Source organism: Microbacterium sp. GW821-FHT01D02 (genome assembly GCF_059422585.1).
Genome location: NZ_JBWKXB010000003.1, coordinates 284,731 through 310,532, shown reverse-complemented (window position 1 = coordinate 310,532; position 25,802 = coordinate 284,731). Strand labels below are relative to the sequence as shown.

The 25,802-nt window shown below is 70.1% G+C and carries 24 protein-coding genes, 1 tRNA gene and 1 other RNA gene; 13 read left to right on the top strand and 13 right to left on the bottom strand.

Features of this window, described 5'->3' with window-relative positions:
- Positions 1-18: 18 nt before the first annotated feature.
- From AC07VM_RS15025 to AC07VM_RS15015, 3 genes are read right to left on the bottom strand one after another with little or no spacing between them, the layout of a single operon-like run.
- Positions 19-2,994: a bifunctional [glutamine synthetase] adenylyltransferase/[glutamine synthetase]-adenylyl-L-tyrosine phosphorylase gene (locus AC07VM_RS15025; RefSeq protein WP_494911998.1), complete on the bottom strand. Its 2,976-nt coding sequence runs from the start codon at positions 2,992-2,994 to the stop codon at positions 19-21.
- Between the two features lie 9 nt (positions 2,995-3,003).
- Complete coding sequence (gene glnA, locus AC07VM_RS15020; protein ID WP_267414817.1) at positions 3,004-4,341, bottom strand: type I glutamate--ammonia ligase; 1,338 nt, start codon at positions 4,339-4,341, stop codon at positions 3,004-3,006.
- Positions 4,342-4,343: 2 nt separating this feature from the next.
- Positions 4,344-4,568, bottom strand: coding sequence for an SPOR domain-containing protein (locus tag AC07VM_RS15015; protein WP_267414819.1), 225 nt, complete (start codon positions 4,566-4,568; stop codon positions 4,344-4,346).
- Between the two features lie 68 nt (positions 4,569-4,636).
- On the opposite strand from AC07VM_RS15015, the gene ppgK reads away from it, so the two are divergent.
- The gene (gene ppgK / locus AC07VM_RS15010; RefSeq protein ID WP_494911997.1) at positions 4,637-5,383 is read left to right on the top strand and encodes a polyphosphate--glucose phosphotransferase; all 747 of its coding nucleotides are present in this window, start codon (positions 4,637-4,639) and stop codon (positions 5,381-5,383) included.
- A gap of 70 nt (positions 5,384-5,453) precedes the next feature.
- Here the strand turns inward: ppgK and rnpB are convergent.
- The 4 genes from rnpB to AC07VM_RS14990 form a co-directional block, all read right to left on the bottom strand.
- Positions 5,454-5,810, bottom strand: an RNA gene (gene rnpB, locus AC07VM_RS15005) — RNase P RNA component class A.
- 43 nt (positions 5,811-5,853) lie between these two features.
- Entirely contained in the window at positions 5,854-7,554 is a 1,701-nt protein-coding gene (locus AC07VM_RS15000; protein ID WP_494911995.1) for a bifunctional 3'-5' exonuclease/DNA polymerase, read from the bottom strand.
- Between the two features lie 22 nt (positions 7,555-7,576).
- Positions 7,577-8,311 (bottom strand): zinc ribbon domain-containing protein, encoded by a 735-nt coding sequence (locus tag AC07VM_RS14995; RefSeq protein WP_494911993.1) that lies wholly within the window; start codon positions 8,309-8,311, stop codon positions 7,577-7,579.
- Between the two features lie 36 nt (positions 8,312-8,347).
- Positions 8,348-8,752, bottom strand: coding sequence for a YchJ family protein (locus AC07VM_RS14990; RefSeq protein WP_494911992.1), 405 nt, complete (start codon positions 8,750-8,752; stop codon positions 8,348-8,350).
- Positions 8,753-8,813: 61 nt separating this feature from the next.
- Here AC07VM_RS14990 and AC07VM_RS14985 point away from each other — a divergent pair, with 61 nt between their 5' ends.
- A complete protein-coding gene (locus tag AC07VM_RS14985; RefSeq protein WP_494911991.1) occupies positions 8,814-9,662 on the top strand; it encodes an aldo/keto reductase in 849 nt (282 codons plus the stop codon).
- A gap of 12 nt (positions 9,663-9,674) precedes the next feature.
- On the opposite strand, the gene AC07VM_RS14980 is transcribed toward AC07VM_RS14985, so the two are convergent.
- Positions 9,675-10,511, bottom strand: coding sequence for a helix-turn-helix transcriptional regulator (locus tag AC07VM_RS14980; RefSeq protein ID WP_267414832.1), 837 nt, complete (start codon positions 10,509-10,511; stop codon positions 9,675-9,677).
- Positions 10,512-10,611: 100 nt separating this feature from the next.
- On the opposite strand from AC07VM_RS14980, the gene AC07VM_RS14975 reads away from it, so the two are divergent.
- Positions 10,612-11,376, top strand: coding sequence for an SDR family oxidoreductase (locus AC07VM_RS14975; RefSeq protein ID WP_494911989.1), 765 nt, complete (start codon positions 10,612-10,614; stop codon positions 11,374-11,376).
- Positions 11,377-11,408: 32 nt separating this feature from the next.
- Here the strand turns inward: AC07VM_RS14975 and AC07VM_RS14970 are convergent, their stop codons facing one another.
- Positions 11,409-12,362 carry an L-lactate dehydrogenase gene (locus AC07VM_RS14970; protein ID WP_494911988.1) on the bottom strand — a complete coding sequence of 318 codons (954 nt, stop codon included), beginning with the start codon at positions 12,360-12,362 and terminating at the stop codon, positions 11,409-11,411.
- A 115-nt stretch (positions 12,363-12,477) separates the two neighbouring features.
- Positions 12,478-13,365 carry a TIGR01777 family oxidoreductase gene (locus AC07VM_RS14965; protein ID WP_494911986.1) on the bottom strand — a complete coding sequence of 296 codons (888 nt, stop codon included), beginning with the start codon at positions 13,363-13,365 and terminating at the stop codon, positions 12,478-12,480.
- Between the two features lie 147 nt (positions 13,366-13,512).
- Between AC07VM_RS14965 and AC07VM_RS14960 the strand changes: the two genes are divergently transcribed.
- From AC07VM_RS14960 to AC07VM_RS14950, 3 genes are all read left to right on the top strand, one after another.
- Positions 13,513-13,824, top strand: a complete 312-nt coding sequence (locus tag AC07VM_RS14960) for a hypothetical protein (RefSeq protein ID WP_494911985.1) — start codon at positions 13,513-13,515, stop codon at positions 13,822-13,824.
- A gap of 86 nt (positions 13,825-13,910) precedes the next feature.
- A complete protein-coding gene (locus AC07VM_RS14955) occupies positions 13,911-14,201 on the top strand; it encodes a hypothetical protein (RefSeq protein WP_494911983.1) in 291 nt (96 codons plus the stop codon).
- A gap of 72 nt (positions 14,202-14,273) precedes the next feature.
- Positions 14,274-14,726: a hypothetical protein gene (locus AC07VM_RS14950; protein WP_494911982.1), complete on the top strand. Its 453-nt coding sequence runs from the start codon at positions 14,274-14,276 to the stop codon at positions 14,724-14,726.
- A 226-nt stretch (positions 14,727-14,952) separates the two neighbouring features.
- Here AC07VM_RS14950 and AC07VM_RS14945 read toward each other — a convergent pair.
- Positions 14,953-15,025: transfer RNA gene (locus tag AC07VM_RS14945), tRNA-Val, on the bottom strand.
- Positions 15,026-15,178: 153 nt separating this feature from the next.
- Here AC07VM_RS14945 and aceE point away from each other — a divergent pair.
- From aceE to AC07VM_RS14915, 6 genes are all read left to right on the top strand, one after another.
- Complete coding sequence (gene aceE / locus AC07VM_RS14940) at positions 15,179-17,905, top strand: pyruvate dehydrogenase (acetyl-transferring), homodimeric type (RefSeq protein ID WP_494911980.1); 2,727 nt, start codon at positions 15,179-15,181, stop codon at positions 17,903-17,905.
- Positions 17,906-17,936: 31 nt separating this feature from the next.
- Positions 17,937-19,133 carry a PucR family transcriptional regulator gene (locus AC07VM_RS14935; RefSeq protein WP_267414849.1) on the top strand — a complete coding sequence of 399 codons (1,197 nt, stop codon included), beginning with the start codon at positions 17,937-17,939 and terminating at the stop codon, positions 19,131-19,133.
- 99 nt (positions 19,134-19,232) lie between these two features.
- Positions 19,233-20,153: an ACP S-malonyltransferase gene (locus AC07VM_RS14930; RefSeq protein ID WP_494911978.1), complete on the top strand. Its 921-nt coding sequence runs from the start codon at positions 19,233-19,235 to the stop codon at positions 20,151-20,153.
- Positions 20,150-21,151, top strand: coding sequence for a beta-ketoacyl-ACP synthase III (locus tag AC07VM_RS14925; RefSeq protein ID WP_267414853.1), 1,002 nt, complete (start codon positions 20,150-20,152; stop codon positions 21,149-21,151). The genes AC07VM_RS14930 and AC07VM_RS14925 overlap by 4 nt, the downstream gene beginning before the upstream one ends.
- Positions 21,152-21,219: 68 nt before the next feature.
- Positions 21,220-21,468 carry an acyl carrier protein gene (locus tag AC07VM_RS14920; RefSeq protein WP_017202249.1) on the top strand — a complete coding sequence of 83 codons (249 nt, stop codon included), beginning with the start codon at positions 21,220-21,222 and terminating at the stop codon, positions 21,466-21,468.
- A 94-nt stretch (positions 21,469-21,562) separates the two neighbouring features.
- Positions 21,563-22,801 carry a beta-ketoacyl-[acyl-carrier-protein] synthase family protein gene (locus tag AC07VM_RS14915; protein WP_494911977.1) on the top strand — a complete coding sequence of 413 codons (1,239 nt, stop codon included), beginning with the start codon at positions 21,563-21,565 and terminating at the stop codon, positions 22,799-22,801.
- A 67-nt stretch (positions 22,802-22,868) separates the two neighbouring features.
- Here the strand turns inward: AC07VM_RS14915 and yczE are convergent, their stop codons facing one another.
- On the bottom strand, positions 22,869-23,534 hold the full coding sequence (gene yczE / locus AC07VM_RS14910) for a membrane protein YczE (protein WP_494911976.1): 666 nt from the start codon (positions 23,532-23,534) through the stop codon (positions 22,869-22,871).
- A 95-nt stretch (positions 23,535-23,629) separates the two neighbouring features.
- On the opposite strand from yczE, the gene yczR reads away from it, so the two are divergent.
- Positions 23,630-25,033, top strand: coding sequence for a MocR-like transcription factor YczR (yczR, locus tag AC07VM_RS14905; RefSeq protein ID WP_494911975.1), 1,404 nt, complete (start codon positions 23,630-23,632; stop codon positions 25,031-25,033).
- 138 nt (positions 25,034-25,171) lie between these two features.
- Here the strand turns inward: yczR and AC07VM_RS14900 are convergent, their stop codons facing one another.
- Positions 25,172-25,675 carry a DUF3145 domain-containing protein gene (locus AC07VM_RS14900; RefSeq protein ID WP_267414861.1) on the bottom strand — a complete coding sequence of 168 codons (504 nt, stop codon included), beginning with the start codon at positions 25,673-25,675 and terminating at the stop codon, positions 25,172-25,174.
- Positions 25,676-25,802: the final 127 nt, after the last annotated feature.

The window sequence follows — 25,802 nt, the reverse complement described above, 5'->3', positions numbered from 1 at the left end:
GCAAATGAGCCGCGGCGACTACCCGTAGAACAGGTCCTCGAAGGTCTTGCGGGCGCGTCTGGTGACACCCAGATAGTCCTCTTCGAGCTCGGTCGCCGAGCGGTCCGGGTAGCCCAGGAGCCTGCCGATCGCGTCGAGCTGCCGCCGGTCCGCCGGGAGCAGATCACTCGTCTGTCCGGTCAGCAGCGTGATCGCGGAGCGGAGCCTGCTGGACAGACGCCAGGCTTCGCGGAGGCGCTCGGCGTCGTCCTCCTCCACGAGTCCGGCCGCGACGGCCGCATCCAGCGCCCCGAGGGTCGACGTCGTGCGCAGACCGGGCACCGCGTGCGCGTGCTGGAGCTGGAGGAGCTGCACGAGCCACTCCACGTCGCTCAGCGTGCCCGGACCCAGCTTCAGGTGACGGCGGGGGTCCGCGCCCTGCGGCAGCCGCTCCCCCTCGACGCGGGCCTTGATGCGCTTGATCTCGCGCGTACCCTGCAGGTCGACCGACTCCGGGTAGCGGATCGTGTCCGCCAGCGTCGTGAAGTGCGCGATCAGCTTCGCGCTCCCGGCGATCCCGCGCGCCCGGAGCAGCGCCTGCGCCTCCCACGAGAGCGACCAGCGCCGGTAGTACTCGGTGTAGGCCTCGATGGACCGCACGACGGGACCGTTGCGCCCCTCGGGGCGGAGGTCGGCGTCGAGATCGAGCGGCAGTCGGTGATCGGTCAGGTGCTCGCGGAGTCCGGCGACGATCTGCGTGGCGAGCTTCTGCGCCCGCTGCGGGTCGACCCCGTTCGCCTCGTAGACGTAGAGGATGTCGGCGTCGGATCCGAAGCCGAGCTCGGCACCGCCGAAGCGCCCCATCGCGATGACGGCGAAGTCCAGGTCCTCGTCCTCGGGCGGCACGACCTCCCGGATCACCGCGCGCAGGGCGGCCTGGATCGTCGCCTCGGTGATCTCGGTCAGCGCGGTCGCGACCTCCTCGATCGTCAGCACGCCGAGCACCGCCCCCATCGCGGTCCGCAGTAGCTCGCGGCGGCGCAGCGCCCGCACGGCCCGCAGGGCGTCTCCGATGGTCTCGTGGCGGGTCTGGATGGCCCGCGCCTCCTCGTCGAGCGCTGCCGCACCGCGAGGACGCAGGCGCCCGGTGCTGTCGAGCCAGGCCACGGACTCGGGGATCCACTCGAGGAGCTCGCCCACGTAGCGCGACGAGGACAGCAGACGGGTGAGGCTCTCGGCGGCGCCGGACGAGTCCCGCAGCATCCGGAGGAACCAGGGGGTGTCGCCGAGGCGCTCGCTGATCCGGCGGAAGGCGAGCAGCGCGTAGTCGGGGTCGCTGCCGTCGGCGAACCAGCGCACCATGATCGGCATCAGGTGCCGTTGGATGGTCGCCTTACGGCTGAGTCCGCTCGTCAGGGCGCCGATGTGGCGCAGCGCACCGGCTGGATCGCGGAAGCCGATCGCCGCCAGTCGGTCGTGGGCCTGCGCGGCCGAGAGCGTGCGCTCCTCCTCCGGCAGGCCGGCCACGGCACTGAGCAGCGGCCGGTAGAACAGGCGGGTGTGGATCTCGCGCACCTCGCGGCGGACCGCCTCCCAGCGCGCCCACATGCCTTCGCCGCTCTCGGCCAGCCCCGTGCCGCGGGCCAGGACGCGCAGTCCCGCCGGCGTCTTCGGCATCAGATGCGTGCGGCTGAGCTCGCGCAGCTGGAGACGGTGCTCCATCAGTCGCAGCAGGCGGTAGTCCTCGGCGAAGGCGGCCGCGTCCACGCGTCCGATGTAGCCGCCGTCGACGAGGGCGTCGAGGCTCTCGAGCGTGCCGCGCGTGCGCAACGATTCGTCGGTGAGTCCGTGCACCAGCTGCAGCAGCTGGACGGTGAACTCGATGTCGCGCAACCCGCCGGCACCGAGCTTGAGCTGGTACGGCGCGTCCTCGGGGTCGATGTGCTCCATCACGCGCTCACGCATGCGCTGGACGCTCTCGACGAAGTCCTGCCTGGCCGCGCTGGACCAGATCTTCGGTTGCACCGCCGCGATGTAGTCGGCTCCGAGCTCCGGGTCGCCCGCGAGCGGACGGGCCTTGAGCAGCGCCTGGAACTCCCAGCTCTTCGCCCAGCGGTCGTAGTACGCCAGATGCGAGGCGAGCGACCGGACGAGCGCTCCCTGCTTCCCCTCGGGGCGGAGCGCGGCATCGACCTCCCACAGCGCCGGCTCGACCTCGATCGCGCTCAGGTTCCGCATCGTCTCCCGCGCCAGTCGGGTGGCGATGTCGATCGCGCGGGCCTCGCTCACGACCTCCTCGTCGCTCGTACCGCCGACGAAGATCACATCCACGTCGCTCACGTAGTTCAGCTCGCGGGCACCGGCCTTGCCCATGCCGATGATCGCGAGTCGGGTGGCGGCGACCTCGTCGTGCCCCATCGATTCCTGCAGACGGGTCCTGGCCACAGCGAGCGAGGCTTCGAGCGCCGCGCCGGCGATGTCCGCGAGAGCCGCCGACACCCCGGCGACGACGGTCTCCGGTGCCGGATGCGTGAGGTCGTAGGCAGCGATGGCCGCCAGGTTCCGTCGGTACGCGACGCGGACGGCCACGATCGCGTCATCGTCTCCGGCCTGCGCGAAGCCGTCGCGCGCGCCCACCGACGCGAGCAGGCGCTCGTCGAGCAGCTCCTCGGTGGGAAGCCCGGTCACCGGCCCCGCGAGAACGGAAAGCTCCTCCGGATGGCGCAGGAAGAACTCCGCGAGCCCCTCGGACGCGCCGAACACCCGCCACACCCGCCGACGCGTGTCGTCGTCGTCGAGCAGCGCGCGGAGAGGCGCCGCATCCCGGCGCGCCACCCGCAGCAGTCCGCGGACGGCGGCATCCGGATCGGCCACCCCCGCCGCTTCGAGCAGCACCGAGCGCGGCCGATCGAGGATGGTCGCCAGTTCCGCCAGCGCCGCTGCGGCCTCACTCAGTTCGGCGAACCCCAGCCTCGCCAGCGCGGAGAGCGAGACGGAATCGTCCGGACGGGCCATGCACGCGCCTCAGAGGAGCTCGAGGTTGTTCTTCAGCTCGAGCGGGGTGACCTGACCGCGGTAGGCCTCCCACTCCTTGCGCTTGTTGAGCAGCACGTAGTTGAACACCTGCTCCCCGAGCGTCTCGGCGACGAGCTCGGACTCCTCCATGTACTCGAGCGCGTGGTCGAGGCTCGCGGGCAGTGCCGAGTAGCCCAGGGCCCGTCGCTCCGCATCGCTGAGGGCCCACACGTTGTCCTCGGCCTCGGGCGGGAGCTCGTAGCCCTCCTCGATGCCCTTGAGCCCGGCGGCGAGCATGAGCGCGTAGGCGAGGTACGGGTTCGCCGCGGAGTCCAGAGCCCGGTACTCCACGCGGGAGGACTGGCCCTTGTTGGGCTTGTACATCGGCACGCGCACCAGCGCGGAGCGGTTGTTGTGACCCCAGGTGATGAAGCTCGGGGCCTCGTCGCCGCCCCAGAGGCGCTTGTACGAGTTCACGAACTGGTTCGTGACCGCGGAGATCTCGTTCGCGTGCTTGAGGAGTCCCGCGATGAAGTGGCGGCCTGTCTTGGAGAGCTGGTACTTCGCGCCCTCCTCGTAGAAGGCGTTCTGGTCGCCCTCGAACAGGGACATGTGCGTGTGCATGCCGCTGCCCGGGTGACCGCTGAGCGGCTTCGGCATGAACGTCGCGTAGACGCCCTGCTCGATCGCCACCTCCTTGATCACCGTGCGGAAGGTCATGACGTTGTCGGCCGTCGTCAGCGCATCCGCGTAGCGGAGGTCGATCTCGTTCTGACCGGGGCCGCCCTCGTGGTGGCTGAACTCGACGGAGATGCCGAGGTCTTCCAGCATCCGCACCGAACGACGACGGAAGTCGTGCGCCGTGCCGCCGGGGACGTTGTCGAAGTAGCCCGCGGAGTCGACCGGAACCGGACCGTCGGGCCCGAAGGACGACGACTTCAACAGGTAGAACTCGATCTCGGGGTGCGTGTAGAACGTGAACCCGGCATCCGCGGCCTTGGCGAGCGTGCGCTTGAGCACGTGCCGCGGGTCGGCGACGGCCGGCTGGCCGTCGGGCGTCGTCAGGTCGCAGAACATGCGCGCGGTGGGGTCGATCTCGCCACGCCAGGGCAGCGTCTGGAACGTCGTGGGATCGGGCTGCGCGAGCAGGTCGGACTCGTAGGTGCGAGTCAGTCCCTCGATCGCCGAGCCGTCGAATCCGATGCCCTCCGCGAACGCGCCCTCGACCTCGGCCGGGGCGATCGCCACCGACTTCAGGGTGCCGATGACGTCGGTGAACCACAGGCGCACGAACTTGACGCCGCGCTCCTCGATGGTGCGGAGGACGAAGTCCCTCTGCTTGTCCATGACTACTCTGCGCCCTGGCCCTTTGCGTCGCCCTTGACGTCCCAGCCCTGCTCCACCGCTTCCTCGTCGGCCCAGGCGCGCGAACGCTCCTGCAGCACCTCGGGGGCACGGCGGGCCTCGGCCTCGGTGTCGAAAGGACCGATCCGGTCGATGGAGGGCGAGATCATGCCGAACTCGACCTCGCCGGTCTCGGAGTTGTACCAGTACTTGTGGTCACCGTCAGACATGTCTGTCCCTTCTTCACGTGATGTCATCGATCCTACTGGCGTGTACCGCGGTCGCTAAGCTATCGCCCATGGCAAAAGCGATCGGCGTCGACATCGGCGGCACGGGTATCAAAGCAGGAATCGTCGACCTCGAGCACGGAATCATGGCATCCGACCGCGTGCGGGTGCCCACTCCCGAAGGCGCATCGCCGCAGGATGTGCTGAACGCCGTGCAGACCGTCTTGAAGACGCTCGACGTGCACGAGTCGACGCTCCCGCTCGGTGTCGCCTTCCCGGCGATCGTCAAGCGCGGCAAGACCCTCTCCGCCGCGAACGTCTCGAAGGAGTGGATCGACTTCGACGCCGAGCGCTTCTTCCGTGACGGCCTCGGTCGCAACATCGTGTTCGTGAACGACGCGGATGCCGCCGGCGTCGCCGAGGCCCGCCACGGAGCGGCCAGAGACGTCCGCGGCTTCACGCTCCTCACGACCCTCGGCACGGGTATCGGCTCCGCGTTCCTCTACGACGGTGTGCTGCTGCCGAACACCGAGCTCGGTCACCTCAACTTCCGCGAGTACGAGTCGGTCGAGACGTATGCCGCGACCTCGGCGCGTGAGCGCGAGAACCTCACCTGGGCCGAGTGGGCGGAGCGCCTGCAGGCGTTCTACTCGCACATCGAGTTCCTGTTCAGCCCCGACCTCTTCGTGGTCGGCGGCGGCGTGTCGAAGAACGCCGGGGACTTCCTCCCCCTGCTCGACCTCAAGACCCCGATCGTCCCGGCGATCCACCGCAACAACTCGGGCATCATCGGCGCGGCCTCGCTCGCCGGCGACTGACCCTCCTCCACTCCGACAACGCGAAGGCCCCGATGACTCGTCGTCATCGGGGCCTTCGTTTCGTCTGAGGCGAATGGGCCGACCTGTACGCCGGGTTCTGTTCCGGGGTTCTTCGCCCCTTCGACGGCCATCTCTCTCGGCGACACGTTGCCGTGGCACTCTAGCGGTCTACCCGAGGACTCGGCGAGCCGCGTCAACATCCTCTGTCTGACCTTGCTCCGGACGAGGTTTACCTGGCGGGCCATGTCACCATGGCCCCCGGTGGTCTCTTACACCACCCTTTCACCCTTACCCCTTGCGGGGCGGTCTACTCTCTGTGGCACTTTCTCGCGGATTGCTCCGGGTGGGCGTTACCCACCGTCCTGCCCTGAGGAGCCCGGACGTTCCTCGGTGCGGTTTCCCGCCACGCGACCGTCCAGTCGACCCATTCGCGACTCCAGTCTACGTTCTCCGGATGCCGCCACCTGCGGCTATTTCTCCGCCGACTCCGCGATGCGCAGGTCGAGGGGGACATCGATCGGGAAGGAGCCGAACAGCCGCGTCGTCGCGGTGGCCGCCGCATCGCGGACCGCGGTGGCCGCCGCCTCCGCGTGCTCCTGCGGGACGTGCAGGATCACCTCGTCGTGCAGGAAGAACGCGAGGTGCGGAGAGCGGGCGAAGGGGCCGGATGCCTCCGCCGCCATGAAGACCTCCGGGATCTGCTGCAGCCGATGGCGGATCTCGGCGAGCCAGATCAACGACCATTCCGCGGCGGTTCCCTGGACGACGAAGTTCCTCGTGAAGCGTCCCCAGTCGCGCGCTCGGCGCCGGGCGAGAGCCACGACCGCGGGGTCGGCATCCGCGTCGGTCGCCTCCGCCTGCAGCCGCATCCACTCCGCCGAGGGTCGTGGCGAGGACCGGCCGAGCCAGGTGGAGACGATCCCGCCATCCTCCCCCGTCCGCGCCGCCGCATCGACGAGGGCCATCGCGCGTGGATAGACCTTCCGCAGCCGGGGCACCAGTCGCCCGCTGTCGCCGGTGGTCGCGCCGTACATCGCGCCGAGGACCGCGTACTTCGCCTCCTCGCGGGTGGCGACGGCACCGGACGCGACGACGCCGGCGTAGAGGTCGCTCCCCCGCGCGGCACGGGCCATCGCCTCGTCCGCCGCGATCGCGGCCAGCATCCGCGGCTCCAGCTGCGCGACATCCGCCACGACCAGCGTCCAGCCCGGATCCGCGCGGACCGCGGGGCGGAGACTGCGCGGCAGCTGCAGGGCCCCTCCTCCCGCCGAGGCCCAGCGCCCCGTCACCACGCCCCCGGGGATGTAGACGGGACGGAACCGGCGGTCGTGCACCCACTCGGCGAGCCAGCCCCAGCCGTTGGCGCTGAGCAGCCGGGAGAGCTTCTTGTAGGCGAGCAGGGGCTCCACGACCGGGTGGTCGTGCTCCGCCAGCTCCCAGCGGCTCGTCGACTCCACGTGCACCCCGACCCGATGCAGGGCGCGGAGCAGCTTCGGCTGGCTGTCGAGGTGCAGCGTGGCATCGCCCAGGAGCTCTCGGACCCGATCCCCGACCTCGACCATGCGACTCGGGAGCCCTCCCGCGACGGGGCGGGTGCCGAGCGTCTCGGTGAGCATCGCGTCGTGCACGCCCTCGTCCCACGGCAGCCCGGCGACGCGCATCTCCTCGGCGATGAGGCCGCCGGCGGACTCGGCGGCGCAGAGCAGCGTGAGCCGGCCGTCGGCCGCATCCGCGATCACCCGGCGCTGGGAGCGGTACTGGTCCAGCGCCGCGGCGATCGCGTCGTCGCCGCCCTCGTCATCGAACACGTCGAAGAGCGAGGGGGCTGCGGCCGTGGGCTCACGTCGTTCCCAGTCCGCCGTGGCCGCGAGCGGAATCGGCACCGTCGCGGTGTCGCGAAGGATCGCATGGCACAGCACCAGATCGTGGCTGCGGCCGATGCGCACGCCGTCGAGGAGCAGTGAGGCGTAGATCTCCGCGGCCGAGCGGATGATCCACCTCGGCGCGTCGGAGGCCTCGTTCTCGGCGACCCACGCGGCGAGCTCACCCGCGCGCAGAGGCGTACGACTCCGCTCCTCGTCGTCGCTGCCGAGCTCGATCGCGACGTAGTCCTGCGGGCCGACCGAGATCAGCGCGATGCGTCGTTCGGCGCCCGACGCGGGCGTCGTCATGGTCGGCGGTCGCGGGAACCGCTCATGCGAGCCCGGACTCCTCGGTGCGCACGAGGATGCAGCCACACTCGGGGCACGACACCACGAGCTCGTCCGGAGCGCGGCGGATGTCGTTCAGGTCGGTGCTGGGGAGCAGGATGCGGCAGCCCTCGCAGGTGCCACGGGTGAGGAGCGCCGCGCCGGCGCTGTTCGCGGCCCGGCGCGAGTACTCTGCCAGCAGTTCCGGCGCCACGCTCTCGGCGACGGCGGCACGATCGCGGGCGAGCTGTGCACCGAGCTCGGTCGCCGCGGCGACATCGGCCTTGGCCTGCGCGGTGAGCGACGAGCCCTCCGCGGTCGTGGTGTCGAGGAGCGCCTGCTGTGCGGCGAGGGCGGCCTCTGCCTCTTCGAGCCGACCCATGACGTCGAGCTCGGCGTCTTCCAGATCGCTCTGTCGCCGGGCGAGGCTCGCAAGCTCGTGCTCGAGCGCCTGCGCGTCCTTCGAGTTCGTCGATGCGGCGAGCCGCTCGGCGTCACGGTTGCGACGCGCCTCGACGACCGCGACGTCCGATTCCAGTCGCTTCAGCTCGGTGCGCACGTCGTCACGGGTGCCGGCGAGCGTGGTCAGCTCGCGGAGCTGCTCCTGGCGGATGGCGACGAGTTCGGTGATCCGCCCCGCCTGGCTCGGCTTCGTGCGGGCGCGCTCGGCCTGCGCGATGCGCCGGTCGAGGTCGGCGATGTCGAGCAGGGTGCGCTGGTTCTCGGGGCTGGCGTTCACGCTCTCAAATCTAGTCGCTGCGGCGACGTCCGCCCATCAGGTCACATCGCCGTCGACGTAGTACCACTGACGCTCCTCACGGACGAAGCGGCTGCGCTCGTGCAGCGAGCCGCGGTCCGCACCCTGGCGCCAGAACGCCTCGAACTCCACGACGCCCTCACGGTCGAAGGGGCCACCGGCCACCCGGTCGATGATGAGCAGCCGTCGCCACTGCAGCTCCGGTTCGACCTCGACCGTGGCGGGACGGGTCGTCGCGTGCCACGTGCGCCGGAGATACTCGGCGTCCTCGAGCGCGAACGCCGTGTAGCGGGAGCGCATCAGTCGCTCGGCGGTCGGAGCCGGCGCCCCCTGGAGCAGCGGACCGCAGCAGTCGCCGAACACATCACCCGACGAGCAGGGGCACCGCGCCGCGTCCTCGATCACGACGTCATCTTGCGCCATGTCCACCTCTCGCATCACACCCTCAGCGTACGCTCGAGGAAAAGCCAAAGAAGGAGCCCCTGTGACCGCTCAGCCCGTCGTCCCCACCTTCACCGCCCACAACGGATTCGCGCTGCCGGCGATCGGCCTCGGCACGTATGCGCTCAACGGCGATGCCGGAGCCGACGCGGTCGCCGGAGGCATCGGCGCCGGGTACCGCCTCATCGACACCGCTTTCAACTACGAGAACGAGGGATCGGTCGGACGCGGCGTCGCGGCGTCCGACGTCGACCGCGCGGAGATCATCGTCACCACGAAGCTGCCCGGGCGGCATCACCCGTCGGAGAAGGCGCGCACCAGCATCGAGGAGAGCCGCTCGCGTCTCGGCCTCGACGCGACGGACCTGCACCTCATCCACTGGCCGAACCCCAGCCAGGACGAGTACGTCCAGGCCTGGGCCGCTCTCGTCGACGCGCAGGCGCGCGGGGTCGTCCGCCAGATCGGCGTCTCGAACTTCCTACCGGAGCATCTGGAGCGCATCGAGCGCGAGACCGGGGTCCGTCCCGTCGTCAACCAGATCGAGGTGCACCCGTACTTCCCGCAGGAGGAGCAGATCGCGTACCACCGCAAACACGGCATCCTCACCGAGGCGTGGAGCCCCCTCGGACGCGCTCGCGAGCTCCTGGACGAGGCCGTGATCCGCGAGGTCGCCGCCGCGCACGACATCACCGCCGCGCAGACGGTGCTCGCCTGGCACGTCGCCCGCGGCGCCGTGTCGATCCCCAAGGCGTCGTCCCTCGAGCATCAGGTGGCGAACCTGGCGGCGGCGGAGATCGTGCTCGACGACGCCGAGGTGGCGGCGATCACCGCGCTCGGGCGTGCCGACGGACGCCTCTTCGGCGCGGACCCGCGGACGCACGAGGAGTCCTGACCGGCACCGCGGTCAGACGTTCTGCGTGCCCAGCACCCGCAGGAACTCGAGCTTGCTCGCCGCCTCGCTGCCGGGGGCCGCAGTCAGCACGATCAGCGCCTGGGACTCGTCCTCGGTGAACAGCGCCTGGCAGTCGACCTCGATCTCGCCCAGCTCGGGGTGCACCATCACCTTGTGCTGCTCGAACCGGCGGCTCACCTCGTGCGCGTCCCAGAGCTCAACGAACTCCGGGCTGCGGGCCGACAGCTCGGCGACGATCTCCCCGGCCCTCGAACGCGCACCCATCACCCCGTGGGCGGCGCGCAACGATGCGACGAGCGCGCGCGACTGCCGGGGATGATCCACCTCGCGGTAGCGACGACGTTCGAGCTCGGGATGGGCGAACCAGCGGTAGATGCCGCTGCGATCGAGTCCCGTGAGCCCGCCCGCGTCGCCGATCAGCGTCCGCGAGGCGTCGTTCTGGACGAGCACCTCGTCGAGGACGGACACCACGAACGCCGGTGTGTCATGCAGACGGTCGAGCACTCGGAGGATGCCGGGTCGCACGTAGTCGGTCACATGCGCCCGGTCGGGGGCACTGTGTCCGCAGAGTCGGAACAGGTAGTCCCGCTCGTCCTCGGTCAGCCGCAGCGCACGGGCCAGTGCGGCGAGGATCTGCACGCTCGGCTGCGGACCCCGCCGCTGCTCCAGACGCGTGTAGTAGTCGGTCGACATCGTGGCCAGCTGCGCGACCTCCTCGCGGCGCAACCCCGCCGTGCGACGCCGCGGCCCCGTCGACAGGCCGACGTCGGCGGGCGTCAGGGCTTCGCGTCGACGAAGGAGGAATTCGGCCAGTGCATCACGGTCCACCCCTGAAGTATCCCCCGGCGGCATGATCCGATCCAGGGACCGCCGATCCCTGGATGACCGCTCTCTGGAGGGCGCTCGGCGACGCTCGGATGCTGGATGCATGGACATCAGCGGAAACACCATCTTCATCCCCGGCGCGACCAGCGGCATCGGTCTCGCCCTCGCTCTGCGCCTGCACGAACGCGGCAACACCGTCATCGTGGGCGGGCGCCGACAGGACCGGCTCACCTCGATCGCCGCGGAGCACCCCGGCATCCACACGGTCCGCATCGACACGACGGATGCCGGCAGCATCGCCGACGCCTCCCGGAGCGTGCTCGCCGAGCATCCTGCACTCAACGTGCTCATCACGATGGCCGGCGTCATGCGCGCCGAGGACTGGACCACGCCCTCCGGATTCCTGGAGACCGCGGAGGAGACGGTCACCACCAACGTCCTCGGCCCGATCCGCCTCATCGCCGCGTTCATCGACCACCTGCGTGCGCAGCAGGACGCGACGATCATGACCGTGTCTTCGGGGCTCGCCTTCGCCCCGCTGCGCGTGACGCCCACGTACAACGCCAGCAAGGCCGCGATCCACATGCTGAGCGAGTCGCTGCGGCTGCAGCTCGCGGGGACGAGCGTCTCGGTGCTCGAGCTCGAGCCGCCGGCAGTCCGCACGCCGCTCATGCCAGGTCACGAGGACAACGAGGCGGCGATGCCGCTCGACGAGTTCATCGACGAGGTGACGGCACTGATCGAGTCGCAGCCCGACGCCACTGAGATCCAGGTCGAGCGGGTGAAGTTCCTCCGCTACGGCGAGGCGCGGGGCGACTACGACCAGGTCGTCGCGACGCTGAACCGGACCGACCCGCACGGACGGTGAGGGCGAGGGGCGCCGGTTCGCGCCGGCGTCCCTCAGCGGCGCAGGTCGGCCGCGGCCGCCTGCAGCGCATCCGCGGACTGACGGAGCAGCCCGAGCTCGTGGTCCGAGAACGACGTGTTCCGGATCGGCACGGCACCCTTCGCGCTCACGATCGACGGCACGGAGAGGGCGACGCCGTCGAGCCCGTGGAAGTCGCGCAGCACCGTGCTCACCGGCATCACGGCGTGCTCGTCGCGCAGGATCGCCTCGACGATGCGTGCACTCGAGAGTCCGATCGCGTAGTTGGTGGCGCCCTTGCCCAGGATGACCTTGTAGGCGGCGTCGCGCACGTCGACCGCGATCTCCTGCAGCTCGTCCATCGTGAAGCGCGGGTGGTCGGGCGTCTCCCACTCCAGGATCGGCACCGTGCCGATGGTCGCACGAGACCAGAGCGGGAACTCGGTGTCGCCGTGCTCGCCGATGATGTGGGCGTGCACGCTGGCGGTCGACACACCGGCGCGCTGCCCGAGCTTCCAGCGCAGCCGCGACGTGTCGAGCACGGTACCCGATGCGAAGATCCGCTCCGGAGGAAGCCCGGTCTCCTCCTGGGCGATGACCGTGAGCACGTCGCAGGGGTTCGTGACGATCACGTAGACCGCGTTCGGGGCGACCGCGAGCAGGTCGGGCATCATGCGGCGGATGATCCCCGCGTTGACCTCGGCGAGCTCGATGCGGGTCTGCCCGGGCTTCTGCTTCGCACCGGCGGTGATGACCACGACGTGCGAACCGGCCGCCACCGAGATGTCGCTGCCGCCGATGATGTCGCTGGACCCGGTGAACTGCGTGCCGTGGGCGAGATCGAGCACCTCGGCCTCCACCTTCTCGGTCGCGATGTCGTAGAGCGCGACATGACGGGCCGATCCGCGGATGAGCGCGGCGTACGCGACGCTCGACCCCACGCTTCCCGCTCCGACGACGGTGAGCTTCGAGTTCTCGATGATCTCCATGCGCTCAGTCTGGCAGTGGAGGGTGCAGTCTGGCAGTGGAGGGTGCCGTCTGGCAGTAGAGGGTGCCGATCCGGGAGGGGCGCCGCCGGAACGATCACCTGCAGAAGCAGCGACGTCAGAGCGCTGCGTCGACGGCCTCGGCGGCGGTCCGGTGGGTGAAGCCGAATCCCGTGCGCTCCAGCACCTGCGGGCGCACGTCGGCGTCCGGGAGGAGCAGCGATTCCGCCGCATCGCCGAGCGCGAACCGCAGCGCCCAGGAAGGGACCGGGAGCCAGAACGGACGGTGCATCCGGGCGGCGAGCGCGCGACCGATGTCGTTCGCGGAAGCCGGGGTGGGACCGGTGAGGTTCACCGGTCCGGCGACCTTCGCGTCGATGATGTGCCGGATCGCCGCGACCTCGTCGTCGAGAGATATCCACGGCCAGACCTGCGTGCCGCGTCCGAGCGGCCCGGAGACTCCGAAACGCGTGAGCTGCACGAGGGGCTTGAGCACCCCGCGGCGGTGGATGACGGGAGCGGTGCGGAGCAGCGCGACCCGGGTGTGGTCTTCGGCCCGTCGCGCCTCGGCCTCCCACCGCACCGTGAGATCGGCGAGGAACGTCTCCCCGGCTGCGGAGTCCTCCGTGAGCACCTCGCCCGGCGCGGAGCCGTAGTAGCCGACCGCTGATGCCGAGACGAGGGCGGGCGCGTCGGCACGCAGCGCCCGCAGCGCGGTGGTGAGCGTGCGCGTGGTCTGTAGGCGGGAGTCGATGAGCTCGCGCCGGTAGCCGCGCGTCCAAGGCAGTCGTCCGACGCTGGCACCGCCGAGGGCGACGACGGCTTCCGCTCCCGCCAGCACCTCGGGATCGAGCGGGCTCTCCCCCGGCTCCCACTGCGCCTCGTCCTCCGACTGCGGGGCGCGACGCACGAGCGTGGTGACTTCGACGCCGTCGGCGCGGAGGCTGTCGGCGAGTGCGGATCCGATCAGCCCGGATGCCCCGCTGATGACGATGCGTCCCGTCATGTGCCCGCTCCTGCTCCTCGATGAACGACTCGTTGTGCAGGCACCACGCTACGCCCCGAGGGGAGCGATCCGGGCTCATCCTCCCGGGCGGTCGCCGCCGTACGTGAGCTCTTCCCCTGCTCGCGTGCTCCCGTTACTGTCGTACGCGTGAGCAGCCCCCGAGGAGACACGACGACCGCGACCGTCGCCCGCCCCGTCGACGGCACGGCCATCGTCAGCTTCGTGCTGAGCCTCGTGGCGGCCGCGACGACGTGGGTCTGGGAACTGTCGGTCCTCCTCGCCGTCGGCGCTCTCGCAGGTTCGCTCCTCTCACGGAGGTCGCTCCGAAGGGATCCGCTCCTTCGCGGGACCGCCCTCAGCCTCGCCGCGTTCCTCATCGCGGTCGGAGTGCTGATCGTCACGCTCGGCCCTTCGCTGCTGTCGCTCTTCCTCTTCACGCTCGCTCCTCCGCCACAGTAGGCACACCAGCCCGGCGTCACGTGTCCCCTCGCGTCGGACCGGACATCGCGCTGCGGTTCGGTGCAGCACCGCATAGGATCGGCGACGTGTCCTCCGCCCTCTTCCACGCCGGTCAGCGGCACCCGCCGCGCACAGCAGCACGACGCCTGCTCTGGGGCATCGTGACCCTCCTGCCGCTGGGCGCGATCGCCGCCTGCCTCACGGTCGGCGCCGTCCTCGGATGGACCGGCGACGTGAGCATGACGGACGCGGACCGCCTCTGGCTCACCGTGTTCGCTGCCATCTTCGATCTCGTCTTCGTGCTGACGCTCGTCGTCGGCACGATACGCGTGACCCGACAGTTCGCGCAGGAGCGGTCGACCACGCCCTCGTCCTGACGGTGACGCCGCACCCATCGATGGGCCGTCGGCGCTGCCGGAGAGCGTGAAAGGGCCGATACCCTCGGGGATATGGGCTTCTCCGGGCTGGGTCTCGCGCTCGGCCTCGCTGTCTTCGCGCCGAACCTGCTCCTCTTGTGGTTCCCGCCGCGGCCGCCGATGGGAGACGTCCGGGTGCCGGGCGTCTTCGTGGTCCTGGAGCGCGCGGGACAGGCGCTGTGCGTGACGGTTCCCGCGATCACCGTGGGCGCATCCGTGCACTGGTGGTGGCTCATCCCCGTGGCCGTCTTCGTCTTCGCCTACTGGGCGCTGTGGGTGCGTTTCCTCAGGGCGGGGCGTCCGTTGCAGGCGCTCCTCGGCCCTGTGCGGGGAGTTCCGGTGCCCATGGCGCTGCTCCCCGTCCTCGCGTTCCTCGCCGGCGCGTTGTGGCTCGGGAATCCCTGGCTCGCGATCGCCGCTGTCGTCCTCGCCGCTGGACACATCCCCACCTCGGTGATCGCGGCCAGAAGTCGACAGCTCATGTGAGTGCACCCTCCTGCGTCACCGCGGCGAATGGGGATCGCGTTCACCGGTGCAGCGGCAGCCAGCGTCGTGCTCGTGGTGACGGTCCGACGAGCGGCGCGACGGTTCGAGGAACGCCACGGGCCGAGCACCGGTCTGCCGTAGGCGTCGGTCGGCGTGAGCCTGGTCACGATTCGGCACCGGGTGCGCAGGGACCGGGTGGAACGGGGAACCGTCGTTCCGGATGCTGTGGGCCCTGCCGGGATCGAACCGACGACATCCACGGTGTAAACGTGGCGCTCTACCAGCTGAGCTAAAGGCCCTGGTGCGCTCAGTCTATCGGCCGCCCGTTGCGCACCTGTGTCGTAGAAGAGGGATAGGCTGATGGCGGCGCGCGTTGTGCACAGCTGACAAGGCTGCCCGTGTCGCTTCCCGTTTCCTTGGCATGACCTGCCAGCTTGACGAAAGGTTCCCCCGTGACCGTGCACGACCAGGATCCGTACTCCCAGGGCCCCCTCGACAGCGATCCGGAGGAGACCGGCGAGTGGCAGCAGTCCCTCGATGAGCTGGTCGATGCCAAGGGCCATGGCCGAGGCCGCGAGATCATGCTCAGCCTGCTCAAGCGCTCGAAGGAGCTGCACCTGGGCGTGCCGATGGTCCCGACGACGGACTACATCAACACCATCGCCTCGGAGAACGAGCCCGAGTTCCCGGGCGACGAAGAGGTCGAGCGTCGCTACCGCGCCTGGATCCGGTGGAACGCCGCGATCACGGTGCACCGCGCGCAGCGCCCCGGCATCGGCGTCGGCGGCCACATCTCGACGTACGCCTCCTCGGCAGCTCTGTACGAGGTCGGCTTCAACCACTTCTTCAAGGGTGCCGACAACCCCGGCGGCGCGGACCAGATCTTCATCCAGGGTCACGCCTCCCCCGGCACCTACGCCCGTTCCTTCCTCGAGGGACGCCTGAGCGAGGACCAGCTCGACGGTTTCCGCCAGGAGAAGTCGCACGCCCCGAACGGCATCCCCTCGTACCCGCACCCGCGTCTGATGCCGGAGTACTGGCAGTTCCCGACCGTCTCCATGGGTCTCGGTCCGATCAACGCCATCTACCAGGCGATGTCGAACAAGTACCTCGAGAACCGCGGCATCAAGGACACGTCGCAGTCGCACGTCTGGGCATTCCTCGGCGACGGCGAGATGGACGAGGTCGAGAGCCGCGGCCAGCTGCAGGTCGCCGCCAACGAGGGCCTCGACAACCTCACGTTCATCGTCAACTGCAACCTGCAGCGCCTCGACGGCCCGGTGCGCGGCAACGGCAAGATCATCCAGGAGCTCGAGTCATTCTTCCGCGGTGCGGGCTGGAACGTCATCAAGGTCGTCTGGGGTCGCGAATGGGACGACCTGCTCGCCCGCGACACCGAGGGTGCGCTGCTCAACCTGATGAACGTCACCCCCGACGGTGACTACCAGACGTACAAGGCCGAGTCCGGCGCCTACGTCCGCGAGCACTTCTTCGGACGCGACGAGCGTGCCGCCGCCCTCGTCAAGGACTACTCCGACGAGGACATCTGGAACCTCAAGCGCGGTGGCCACGACTACCGCAAGGTCTATGCCGCGTTCAAGGCAGCGACCGAGCACAAGGGCAAGCCCACCGTCATCCTCGCGAAGACCGTCAAGGGCTACGGCCTCGGTCCGCACTTCGAGGGCCGCAACGCGACCCACCAGATGAAGAAGATGACGCTGGACAACCTCAAGACGTTCCGCGACGCGATGCACATCCCGATCACGGATTCGCAGCTCGAGGAGAACCCGTACCTGCCCCCGTACTACAACCCGGGCCCCCAGGACGAGACGATCCAGTACATGCTCGAGCGTCGCCAGGCTCTCGGCGGCTACCTGCCGGAGCGCCGTTCCACCCACGTCGGACTGTCGCTCCCGGACGACTCGGCCTACGCCCTGCCCAAGAAGGGCTCCGGCACGCAGGAGATCGCCACGACCATGGCGTTCGTCCGTCTGCTGAAGGACCTGCTGCGCTCGAAGGACTTCGGCCACCGCATCGTCCCGATCATCCCGGACGAGGCTCGTACGTTCGGAATGGACGCCTACTTCCCGTCGGCGAAGATCTACAACCCGAACGGCCAGCACTACACCTCGGTCGACCGCGAACTCCTCCTCGCCTACAAGGAGAGCCCGCAGGGCCAGATCGTGCACGTCGGCATCAACGAGGCGGGCGCCCTGGCGGCGTTCACCGCGGCCGGCACGTCGTACGCCACGCACGGCGAGCCGCTGATCCCGATCTACCTCTTCTACTCGATGTTCGGATTCCAGCGCACCGGCGACGCCCAGTGGGCGGCCGGCGACCAGATGGCCCGCGGGTTCATCATGGGCGCGACGGCAGGTCGCACCACCCTCACGGGTGAGGGCCTGCAGCACGCCGACGGTCACTCGCACCTGCTCGCCGCCACCAACCCGGCGACGGTCTCGTACGACCCGGCCTACGGCTACGAGATCGCGCACATCATGCGCTCCGGTCTCGAGCGCATGTACGGCGGCAACCACGAAGACCCGAACGTCATGTACTACATCACGCTCTACAACGAGCCGATGGTGATGCCCGCCGAGCCGGAGAACGCGGACGTCGACGGCATCGTGCGCGGTATCCACCGCGTCTCGGTCGGCGAGGGCGAGGGCCCCCGCGCCCAGCTCTTCGCGTCGGGCGTCGGACTCCCCTGGGCCCTCGAGGCGCAGCAGCTGCTGAAGAACGACTGGGGCGTGATCGCCGACGTCTGGTCGGTCACCTCCTGGACCGAGCTGCGCCGCGACGGCCTCGCCGCCGACGAGCACAACTTCCTGCACCCGGAGGAAGAGCCCCGCACCGCGTACCTCACCCAGAAGCTCCAGGGTGCCGAGGGACCGGTCGTCGCTGTCAGCGACTTCATGCACGCGGTGCAGGACCAGATCCGTCCGTGGGTCCCGAACCGTTTCGCCACGCTCGGTGCGGACGGCTTCGGCTTCTCCGACACGCGTGCCGCCGCACGTCGCTTCTTCAAGATCGACGGCCCGTCGATCGTCGTCCGCACGCTGCAGTCGCTCGCCGAGGACGGGGTCGTCGACCGTTCTCTCGCCGCGCAGGCCATCCAGAAGTACAGCCTGCACGATGTGAACGCCGGGACCAGCGGCAACGCGGGCGGCGAAAGCTGAGTCCTCAGTGACAGGTTCTTCTCCTTCCGGCATGGACAAGGCCGCGACGCTCACCTGGCTGCGCCGGATCTCCGGTGACATCGCCTCGGTGACGATCAAGCGCCTGGAGGACACCCTCCCGTGGTACGCCGACATGCCACCAGCCCGCCGCTCTGCGGTCGGGCTGGTGGCCCAGGCGGGCATCACGTCGTTCATCCAGTGGTACGAAGACCCCACCTCCACCCCGTGGATCGCGGCCGACATCTTCGCCGCCGCTCCGCGTGAGCTGCTGCGCAGCGTCAGCCTCCAGCAGACACTGCAGCTCATCCGCGTGACCGTCGAGGTCACCGAGGAGCGCGTCGCCGGCCGCGGGGACGATCTCCGCGAGGCGATCCTGCTCTACTCTCGCGACGTCGCCTTCGCCGCGGCAGATGTGTACGCCCGGGCCGCCGAAGCACGCGGCCTCTGGGATGCGCGTCTGGAAGCACTCGTCGTCGACTCGATCCTCACGGGCGAGGCCGACGAGGAGCTCCCGAGCCGGATCGCCGCGCTCGGCTGGCACGGTCACGGTGAGGTCGCCGTCCTCGTCGGCACGACCCCGCCGCAGTTCGACGTCGACCTGGTCCGCCGGACGGCGCGGAAGCTCGCCGTCGACGTGCTCATCGGCGTGCAGGGCTCCCGTCTCGTCCTCGTGCTCGGCCGCGCCCGCGTCGAAGGCCAGGAGGGCGAGGAAGAGGAGCTCGGCTTCCAGGAGATCGCCGCCCGCCTCGAACCGTCGTTCGGCCCCGGGTACGTCGTGCTCGGCCCGGCCGTCGCCGCGCTGGTGGACGCGAGCCAGAGCGCGCGTGCCGCCCTCGCGGGTTTCGCCGTCGCCCGCGCCTGGCGCGGAGCTCCCCGTCCCGTCGAGGCGGACGACCTGCTCCCGGAGCGTGCTCTCGCCGGAGACCCGCTCGCGAAGCAGACGCTGATCGAGCGCATCTTCCGCCCCCTGCAGGCACACTCCACCGACCTCGTCACCACGCTGTGGAGCTACCTCGACAACGGGCGCTCCCTCGAGGCGACGGCTCGCGAACTGTTCGTGCACCCCAACACGGTGCGCTACCGCCTCAAGCGCGTCAGCGAGGTCATCGGCTGGGATGCCACCGGCCCCCGCGAGGCTCTCATCCTGCAGACGGCCCTGATCCTCGGCTCGATCGGTGCCGCGGAGCAGGTGCGTCGCCGCGTGCCGCTCCGACGCCCGCAGCGCTGAGCGTCTCCCGCCGACTTCTGTACGCCACACACAAGGGTTTCTCGCAATCTTGTGATGGATCATCCACCGCTTCGCCGCAATCGTTGGCAGACTGGGTGGGTGATTGTCGTCGTATGCCCTGGACAGGGCTCGCAGACCCCCGGATTCCTCGCCCCCTGGCTCGAGCTCGACGGGGTGGCCGAGCGCCTCGCCGCGTACTCGGACGCCGCCGAGGTCGATCTTCGCGAACACGGCACCGTGTCCGACGCGGACACGATCCGCGACACGCGCATCGCGCAGCCGCTGATCGTCGCCGCCTCGCTCATCGCGGCTGACGCGCTGACGCAGCGGGCCGGTCGTCGTGCCGACGGCACCGCGGGACACTCGGTCGGCGAGATCGCCGCCCTCGTGGGCAGCGGCGTGATCGATGCCGAGACCGGCATGCGCCTGGTCGGCATCCGCGGCCGCGCCATGGCCGATGCCGCCGCTCAGGAGCAGACCGGCATGAGCGCGGTTCTCGGCGGTGACGAGGAGGCGCTTCTCGCCCGTCTCGCCGAGCTCGACCTCTCCCCCGCCAACTACAACGGCGGCGGACAGATCGTGGTCGCCGGCGCACTTCCCGCCCTCGCGGCCCTCGCCGAGGAGCCCCTCAAAGGCACCCGGGTCGTCCCGCTCCAGGTCGCCGGCGCGTTCCACACCCGGCACATGGCCTCCGCGGTCGCCGCCCTCCGCGACGCCATCGCCGACATCACGCCCGCGAACCCCGACATCACGCTGTGGACCAACCGCGACGGCTCCGTCGTGGCGGACGGCGCCCAGGCGCTCAGCTACCTCGTCGATCAGGTGTCCTCGCCGGTGCGCTGGGACCTGTGCATGCAGTCCTTCGCCGGCGCCGGTGTCACCGGTGTGATCGAGCTCGCCCCCGCCGGCGCCCTGGTCGGACTCGCCAAGCGCGGCCTGCGCGGCGTGCCGACCGTCGCGGTGAAGACCCCCGAAGATCTTGATGCAGCCGTCGCGCTGCTGAACGGAGAAGCCGCATGAGCGTCACCCTCGCCCAGGTCACCGGTCCCGCCTACACCCGCATCTACTCCTACGGCGCCGCCCGTGGGGAGAACGCCGTGCCGAACGACGACCTGATCGGGCCGATCGACTCCAGCGACGAGTGGATCCGCCAGCGCACCGGCATCATCACCCGCGCCCGTGCCGACAAGGGCACCGACGCGATCGACCTCGCGACCACCGCGGCGGCCGAGGCCATCGAGAAGTCGGGCGTCCCGGCGGACCAGGTCGACCTCGTGATCGTCGCGACCATCAGCAACCCCAAGCAGACCCCGTCGGTCTCGGCGATCGTCGCCGACCGCGTGGGCGCGAACCCGGCGGCCGCCTACGACATCAACGCGGCCTGCGCCGGCTACGCGTACGCGATCGCCCAGGCGGACGCACTGATCAAGGCCGGCGCTGCGCGCTACGCCCTGGTGATCGGCACCGAGAAGCTCTCCGACGTCGTCGACCCGACCGACCGCAGCATCTCGTTCCTCCTCGGCGACGGGGCGGGCGCGGCCCTGATCGGTCCGAGCGACACGCCGGGCATCGCACCCGCGGTGTGGGGTTCGGACGGTTCCAAGGCCGATGCCGTGGGCATGAACGCCACGCTCACCGAGTTCCGCGACGGCGAGGTGCCGTGGCCCACGCTCCGCCAGGAGGGCCAGACGGTCTTCCGCTGGGCGGTGTGGGAGATGGCCAAGGTCGCCCGCGAGGCGCTCGACCGGGCGGGCGTCGAGCCCACCGACATCGCCGCGTTCATCCCCCACCAGGCGAACATGCGCATCATCGACGAGTTCGCCAAGCAGCTGAAGCTGCCCGAGACCACGGTGATCGCCCGCGACATCGAGACCACGGGCAACACGTCGGCCGCATCGATCCCCCTCGCCAGCCACCGCCTGATGGCCGAGCACCCCGAGCTCTCGGGTGGACTCGCGCTGCAGATCGGCTTCGGCGCAGGACTCGTGTTCGCCGCACAGGTCGTCGTCCTTCCCTGAGAATGCGCTGACCTTCCCTAGACTGTTCCACGGTTCCGAATACAACCCGTAAGAAAGAGGAAGACCACATGGCTTTCACCAACGATGAGGTCCTCGCTGGCCTCGCAGAGCTCATCACCGACGAGACCGGCATCAACGCCTCCGAGGTCGCCCTCGAGAAGTCGTTCACCGACGACCTCGACATCGACTCCATCTCGATGATGACGATCGTCGTCAACGCCGAGGAGAAGTTCGGCGTCACCATCCCCGACGACGAGGTCAAGAACCTGAAGACCGTCGGCGACGCCGTCAACTTCATCGTCGCGGGCCAGGAGTAATCCCGGCAGGATGCCACCCCCGCACCTCGCGGGGTGTGGCATCCTCCGCCCTGCCCTCTCATCCCCTTCGACGTTCGACAAGGAACCACACCTCATGACCAAGCGCATCGTCGTCACCGGCATCGGCGCCACGTCCGCCATCGGCGGCACGGCCCCGGAGAACTGGACGAACCTGCTGGCCGGAATGTCCGGCACCCGCACGCTCGAACACGACTGGGTCCAGCAGTACGAGCTGCCCGTCACCTTCGCCGCCGAGGCGATCGTCCGCCCCGAAGAGGTGCTCCCCCGCCACGAGGCCAAGCGCCTCGACCCCTCGTCGCAGTTCGCGCTGATCGCCGCGCGCGAGGCGTGGGAGGATGCTGGTTCCCCCGAGGTCGCCCCCGAGCGCCTCGGCATCGACTTCGCCACCGGCATCGGTGGCCTCTGGACGCTTCTGGACGCCTGGGACACGCTGCGCGAGAAGGGCCCCCGCCGGGTGATGCCGCTCACGGTCCCCATGCTCATGCCGAACGCCGCCGCAGGGAACCTGTCGCTGCAGTTCCAGGCCCGCGCCTACGCGCAGACCGTGGTCAGCGCGTGCGCATCGAGCACCGAGTCGATCATCCACGCGTACCACCACCTGCAGGACGGTCTCGCCGACGTCGTGATCGCCGGTGGCACCGAGTCCGCGATCCACCCGATCACGATGGCCTCCTTCGCCTCGGCGCAGGCGCTCTCGCGTCGCAACGACGACCCGGCCCACGCCTCCCGCCCCGGCGCGATCGACCGTGACGGCTTCGTCATGGGCGAGGGTGCCGCCGTGCTGATCCTCGAGACCGAGGAGCACGCCAAGGCCCGCGGCGCCAAGATCTACGGCTACGTGCTGGGCGGCGGCGTCACTGCCGACGCGTACCACATCACCGGGAACGACCCCGAGGGCAACGGTGCGGCCCGCGCCGTCACGCAGGCGCTCGAGGAGGCCGGCATCACCGCCGACCAGGTCACCCACATCAACGCGCACGCGACCTCGACGCCGGTCGGCGACCCGAACGAGTACGTCGCCCTGAAGAAGGTCTTCGGCGACCGGATCGACGAGATCCCCGTCTCCGCGACGAAGGCATCCACCGGGCACCTGCTCGGCGGCACCGGCGCCCTGGAGGCGATCTTCTCCCTCCTCGCGCTGCGCGACCGCGTGGCACCGCCGACGATCAACATGACCGAGCCCGACCCGGCCGTGCCTTTCCGCCTCTCCGGCGAGCCGGCCCCGCTCGGCGAGGGTCCGCAGATCGCCATCAGCAACTCCTTCGGGTTCGGCGGACACAACGCCGTCCTGGTGGTCGCCAGCGCCGACTGACGACTGCAGACACGAAGAGAGGCCCTCGGGAATCCGAGGGCCTCTCTTCGTGTCTGCGGGGCTCCGCTCAACTCGGACGCCGTGCTCCGAGCTGTCGTGAGCGCGCTTCGCGCATCCGGGTGATCCGCGGCAGGAACCAGCCGATCAGCGGGCCGACGCCGAACGCGAAGAGCACGGTGCCCACGCCGACGGGGCCGCCGAGCAGGAAGCCGACCAGCAGCACGCTGCCCTCGATCAGCGTGCGCACGAGCCACACCGGCCACCCCGTCTGACGCACGAGTCCGGTCATCAGCCCGTCACGCGGCCCCGGACCGAAGTCGGCGGCGATGTAAAGCCCGGTGGCGAAGGCCAGCAGCAGCAGGCCGAAGACGAACATCGGTGCGCCGATCCACACCGAGGCCGGCGCCGGGATCACCGCGAGTGCGAGATCGGCGCTGGGCCCCACCAGGAGCGCGTTCAGCACGGTGCCGAGCCCGACGCGCTGACGGAGGGGGATCCACAGGAGCAGCACCACGATCGAGACCAGCACCGTCATCGTGCCGTAGCCGATGCCCGTCTGCCCGGCGAGGCCGAGCGCCAGCACGTCCCACGGCGCGACGCCGATGCCGCCGCGCACCATGAAGCCGAGGGCGACGCCGTAGAGGAACAGGCCCAGGAGGAGCTGCCCGAGACGCTCGACGAGGTCGCGCCGACTGGTGGCGGCGACGGGCAGGAGGACAGCACGGAGAAGCATGCTCCCACTCTGGCGTGTGTCGCCCGGAAGACGACGGTGCCACTGACGGGAAAGTGGCCTGCATACTTCAGGCCACTTTGCGTCATGCTGGAAGCATGGGATCACGACTCGTCGCACAGCTCGGAGCGCACACCGTCGCCGGCGCGACGGCGGCAGCCCTGGCGGACCACATCCGCGCGCTCGTCCTCGACGGCCGCCTGACGGTCGGCGAGCGTCTGCCGAGCGAACGCGCTCTCGCCCTCGAACTGCGGCGGTCGCGCTCGACGATCACGCGTGCCTACGGGCTGCTGGAGGCCGACGGCTACGTCTCCCGACTGCATGGCGGGAGCACACGCGTCACCCTCCCCCACGGCCACACCGCCCCGAGCGGCGACGCCGACGACGACGCCATCGACCTGTCGATCGCGTCGATGGATTCGACGCCGGGGCTGTACGACGCGACGGTGCGATCGCTCCCCCGTCTCGCGGCGCTGCGCGGCACGAGCGGCTACTCGCTGCGCGGGCTCCCCGAGCTCCGGGAGGCCGTCGCGCAGCGATTCCGGGATCGCGGAGCTCCCACCTCCGCGGACGAGATCATCATCACGTCCGGCGCTCTCAACGCGGTCAACCTCATCCTCACCGCGATCGGACGGCGGGGCGAGAGGGCACTGGTCGAGCAGCCGACCTTCCCGCACGCCCTGGAGGCACTGCACCGCCACGGGTACCGACTGCTCCCCACGCCGGTCGACGTCGACGGCTGGGACACCCGGCACCTCACCGACACGCTGCTCAGCTCACGACCCCACGTGGCCTACCTGATCCCCGACTTCCACAACCCGACCGGTGCCACGCTTCCCGACGAGGAGCGGTCACGTGTCGTGACGACGTCCCGGAACGTGGGGACGCATCTCCTCGTCGACGAGACCACCACCGAACTCGACATCGACCGCGGATGGGCGCCGGCGCCGATGGCCGCGAGCGGGCCGAACGTCATCACCGTCGGCTCGATGTCGAAGATCGCGTGGGGCGGGATGCGCATCGGCTGGATCCGCGCGGAGCGTTCGATCATCGCCCGCCTGCTCGCCGTGCGCCCCTCCTTCGAGCTCGGCACCGCGCTGCTGGAGCAGTGCATCGCCGTCGAGCTGCTCGCCGACATGCCCGCGCTCACCTCGCACGTCCGCCGGCGTCTGCGTGCGGGCCGGAACGCGGTCGAGGACGGTGTCACCGGGATCCCGGGCTTCCGGATGCCGCCCACTCCGGGTGGTCTCTCCGCCTGGGTCGACATCGGCGCCCCGCTCTCGACCTCGCTGTCGCTCGCCGCACGGGATCGAGGGCTCGTCCTCCCGCCCGGGCCGCGCTTCACGACCGGTGGCGTGCTGGAGCGCCGACTCCGCATCCCCATCACCCTGCCGCCCGACCGCATGGACGAGGCGATGCGTCGGCTGTCCCTCGCCTGGGGCGACGTGCGCGGCGGGACCTCGTCCGACCTCGCCGAGCTTCCGCACGCGGCGGTGATCTGACGTCCACGACGAGGACCCCGCCTCGTTCCCGGGGCGGGGTCCTCGTCGTGCGGAGCGGGGATACGTCTTCTCGGCGTCCGGGATGACTCACCGGCATCCGATACTCACGCCTCCCCGCGCCCGGTCTGTGGTGTCGGGCTACCCGACCTTGTGGAGCCAGACGACCCTGGCGTCGTCGCTGGCGTGACGGAACGGCTCGAGCTCCTCGTCCCAGGCGGAGCCGAGTGCGATGTCGAGCTCGCGCTGCAGCTCGGTCGCGCTCCCGGCGGCGATCTCCATCGCGTAGCGGATGCGGTCCTCGCCGATGACGATGTTGCCGGCGGCATCGGTCTGGGCGTAGTGGATGCCGAGGTCGGGCGTGTGCAGCCAGCGGCCGCCGTCGCTGCGGGGCGTGGGGTCTTCGGTCACCTCGAAGCGGAGGTGCTCCCACCCGCGGATCGACGTCGCGAGGGCAGCACCGGTGCCGACAGGGCCGTCCCAGTAGAACTCCGCGCGGCGCGCGCCGTCGAGGACGGGCTGCTCGGTCCAGTCGAAGTTCACCGCACGCCCGATAGCGCGACCCACCGCCCATTCGAGGTGCGGGCAGAGCGCGCGAGGCGCAGAGTGGATGAACACCACTCCGCGTGCGTAAGCCGTCGCCATGATCTCTCCGTTTCATCAGGTGCGTCTTCCCCAACGACCTGAACCACGAAGTGGCGAGAATATGCGGTTGTGGGCCCATTCTCGCCGAGTTCGCCGGAAATCACAAGCATGTCATTCCGACGACGAA

What these genes read in the sequence shown, in the direction of transcription:
- AC07VM_RS14970 (WP_494911988.1), bottom strand. Translation starts at nt 12,362, where the DNA reads ATGGAGATCATCGAGAACTCGAAGCTCACCGTCGTCGGAGCGGGAAGC.
- AC07VM_RS14965 (WP_494911986.1), bottom strand. Translation starts at nt 13,365, where the DNA reads ATGACGGGACGCATCGTCATCAGCGGGGCATCCGGGCTGATCGGATCC.
- AC07VM_RS14975 (WP_494911989.1), top strand. Translation starts at nt 10,612, where the DNA reads ATGGACATCAGCGGAAACACCATCTTCATCCCCGGCGCGACCAGCGGC.
- AC07VM_RS14915 (WP_494911977.1), top strand. Translation starts at nt 21,563, where the DNA reads ATGACCAAGCGCATCGTCGTCACCGGCATCGGCGCCACGTCCGCCATC.
- AC07VM_RS14920 (WP_017202249.1), top strand. Translation starts at nt 21,220, where the DNA reads ATGGCTTTCACCAACGATGAGGTCCTCGCTGGCCTCGCAGAGCTCATC.
- AC07VM_RS15025 (WP_494911998.1), bottom strand. Translation starts at nt 2,994, where the DNA reads ATGGCCCGTCCGGACGATTCCGTCTCGCTCTCCGCGCTGGCGAGGCTG.
- AC07VM_RS15015 (WP_267414819.1), bottom strand. Translation starts at nt 4,568, where the DNA reads ATGTCTGACGGTGACCACAAGTACTGGTACAACTCCGAGACCGGCGAG.
- AC07VM_RS14935 (WP_267414849.1), top strand. Translation starts at nt 17,937, where the DNA reads ATGGACAAGGCCGCGACGCTCACCTGGCTGCGCCGGATCTCCGGTGAC.
- ppgK (WP_494911997.1), top strand. Translation starts at nt 4,637, where the DNA reads ATGGCAAAAGCGATCGGCGTCGACATCGGCGGCACGGGTATCAAAGCA.
- AC07VM_RS14925 (WP_267414853.1), top strand. Translation starts at nt 20,150, where the DNA reads ATGAGCGTCACCCTCGCCCAGGTCACCGGTCCCGCCTACACCCGCATC.
- glnA (WP_267414817.1), bottom strand. Translation starts at nt 4,341, where the DNA reads ATGGACAAGCAGAGGGACTTCGTCCTCCGCACCATCGAGGAGCGCGGC.
- AC07VM_RS14900 (WP_267414861.1), bottom strand. Translation starts at nt 25,675, where the DNA reads ATGGCGACGGCTTACGCACGCGGAGTGGTGTTCATCCACTCTGCGCCT.
- AC07VM_RS14990 (WP_494911992.1), bottom strand. Translation starts at nt 8,752, where the DNA reads ATGGCGCAAGATGACGTCGTGATCGAGGACGCGGCGCGGTGCCCCTGC.
- AC07VM_RS14950 (WP_494911982.1), top strand. Translation starts at nt 14,274, where the DNA reads ATGGGCTTCTCCGGGCTGGGTCTCGCGCTCGGCCTCGCTGTCTTCGCG.
- yczR (WP_494911975.1), top strand. Translation starts at nt 23,630, where the DNA reads ATGGGATCACGACTCGTCGCACAGCTCGGAGCGCACACCGTCGCCGGC.
- yczE (WP_494911976.1), bottom strand. Translation starts at nt 23,534, where the DNA reads ATGCTTCTCCGTGCTGTCCTCCTGCCCGTCGCCGCCACCAGTCGGCGC.
- AC07VM_RS15000 (WP_494911995.1), bottom strand. Translation starts at nt 7,554, where the DNA reads ATGACGACGCCCGCGTCGGGCGCCGAACGACGCATCGCGCTGATCTCG.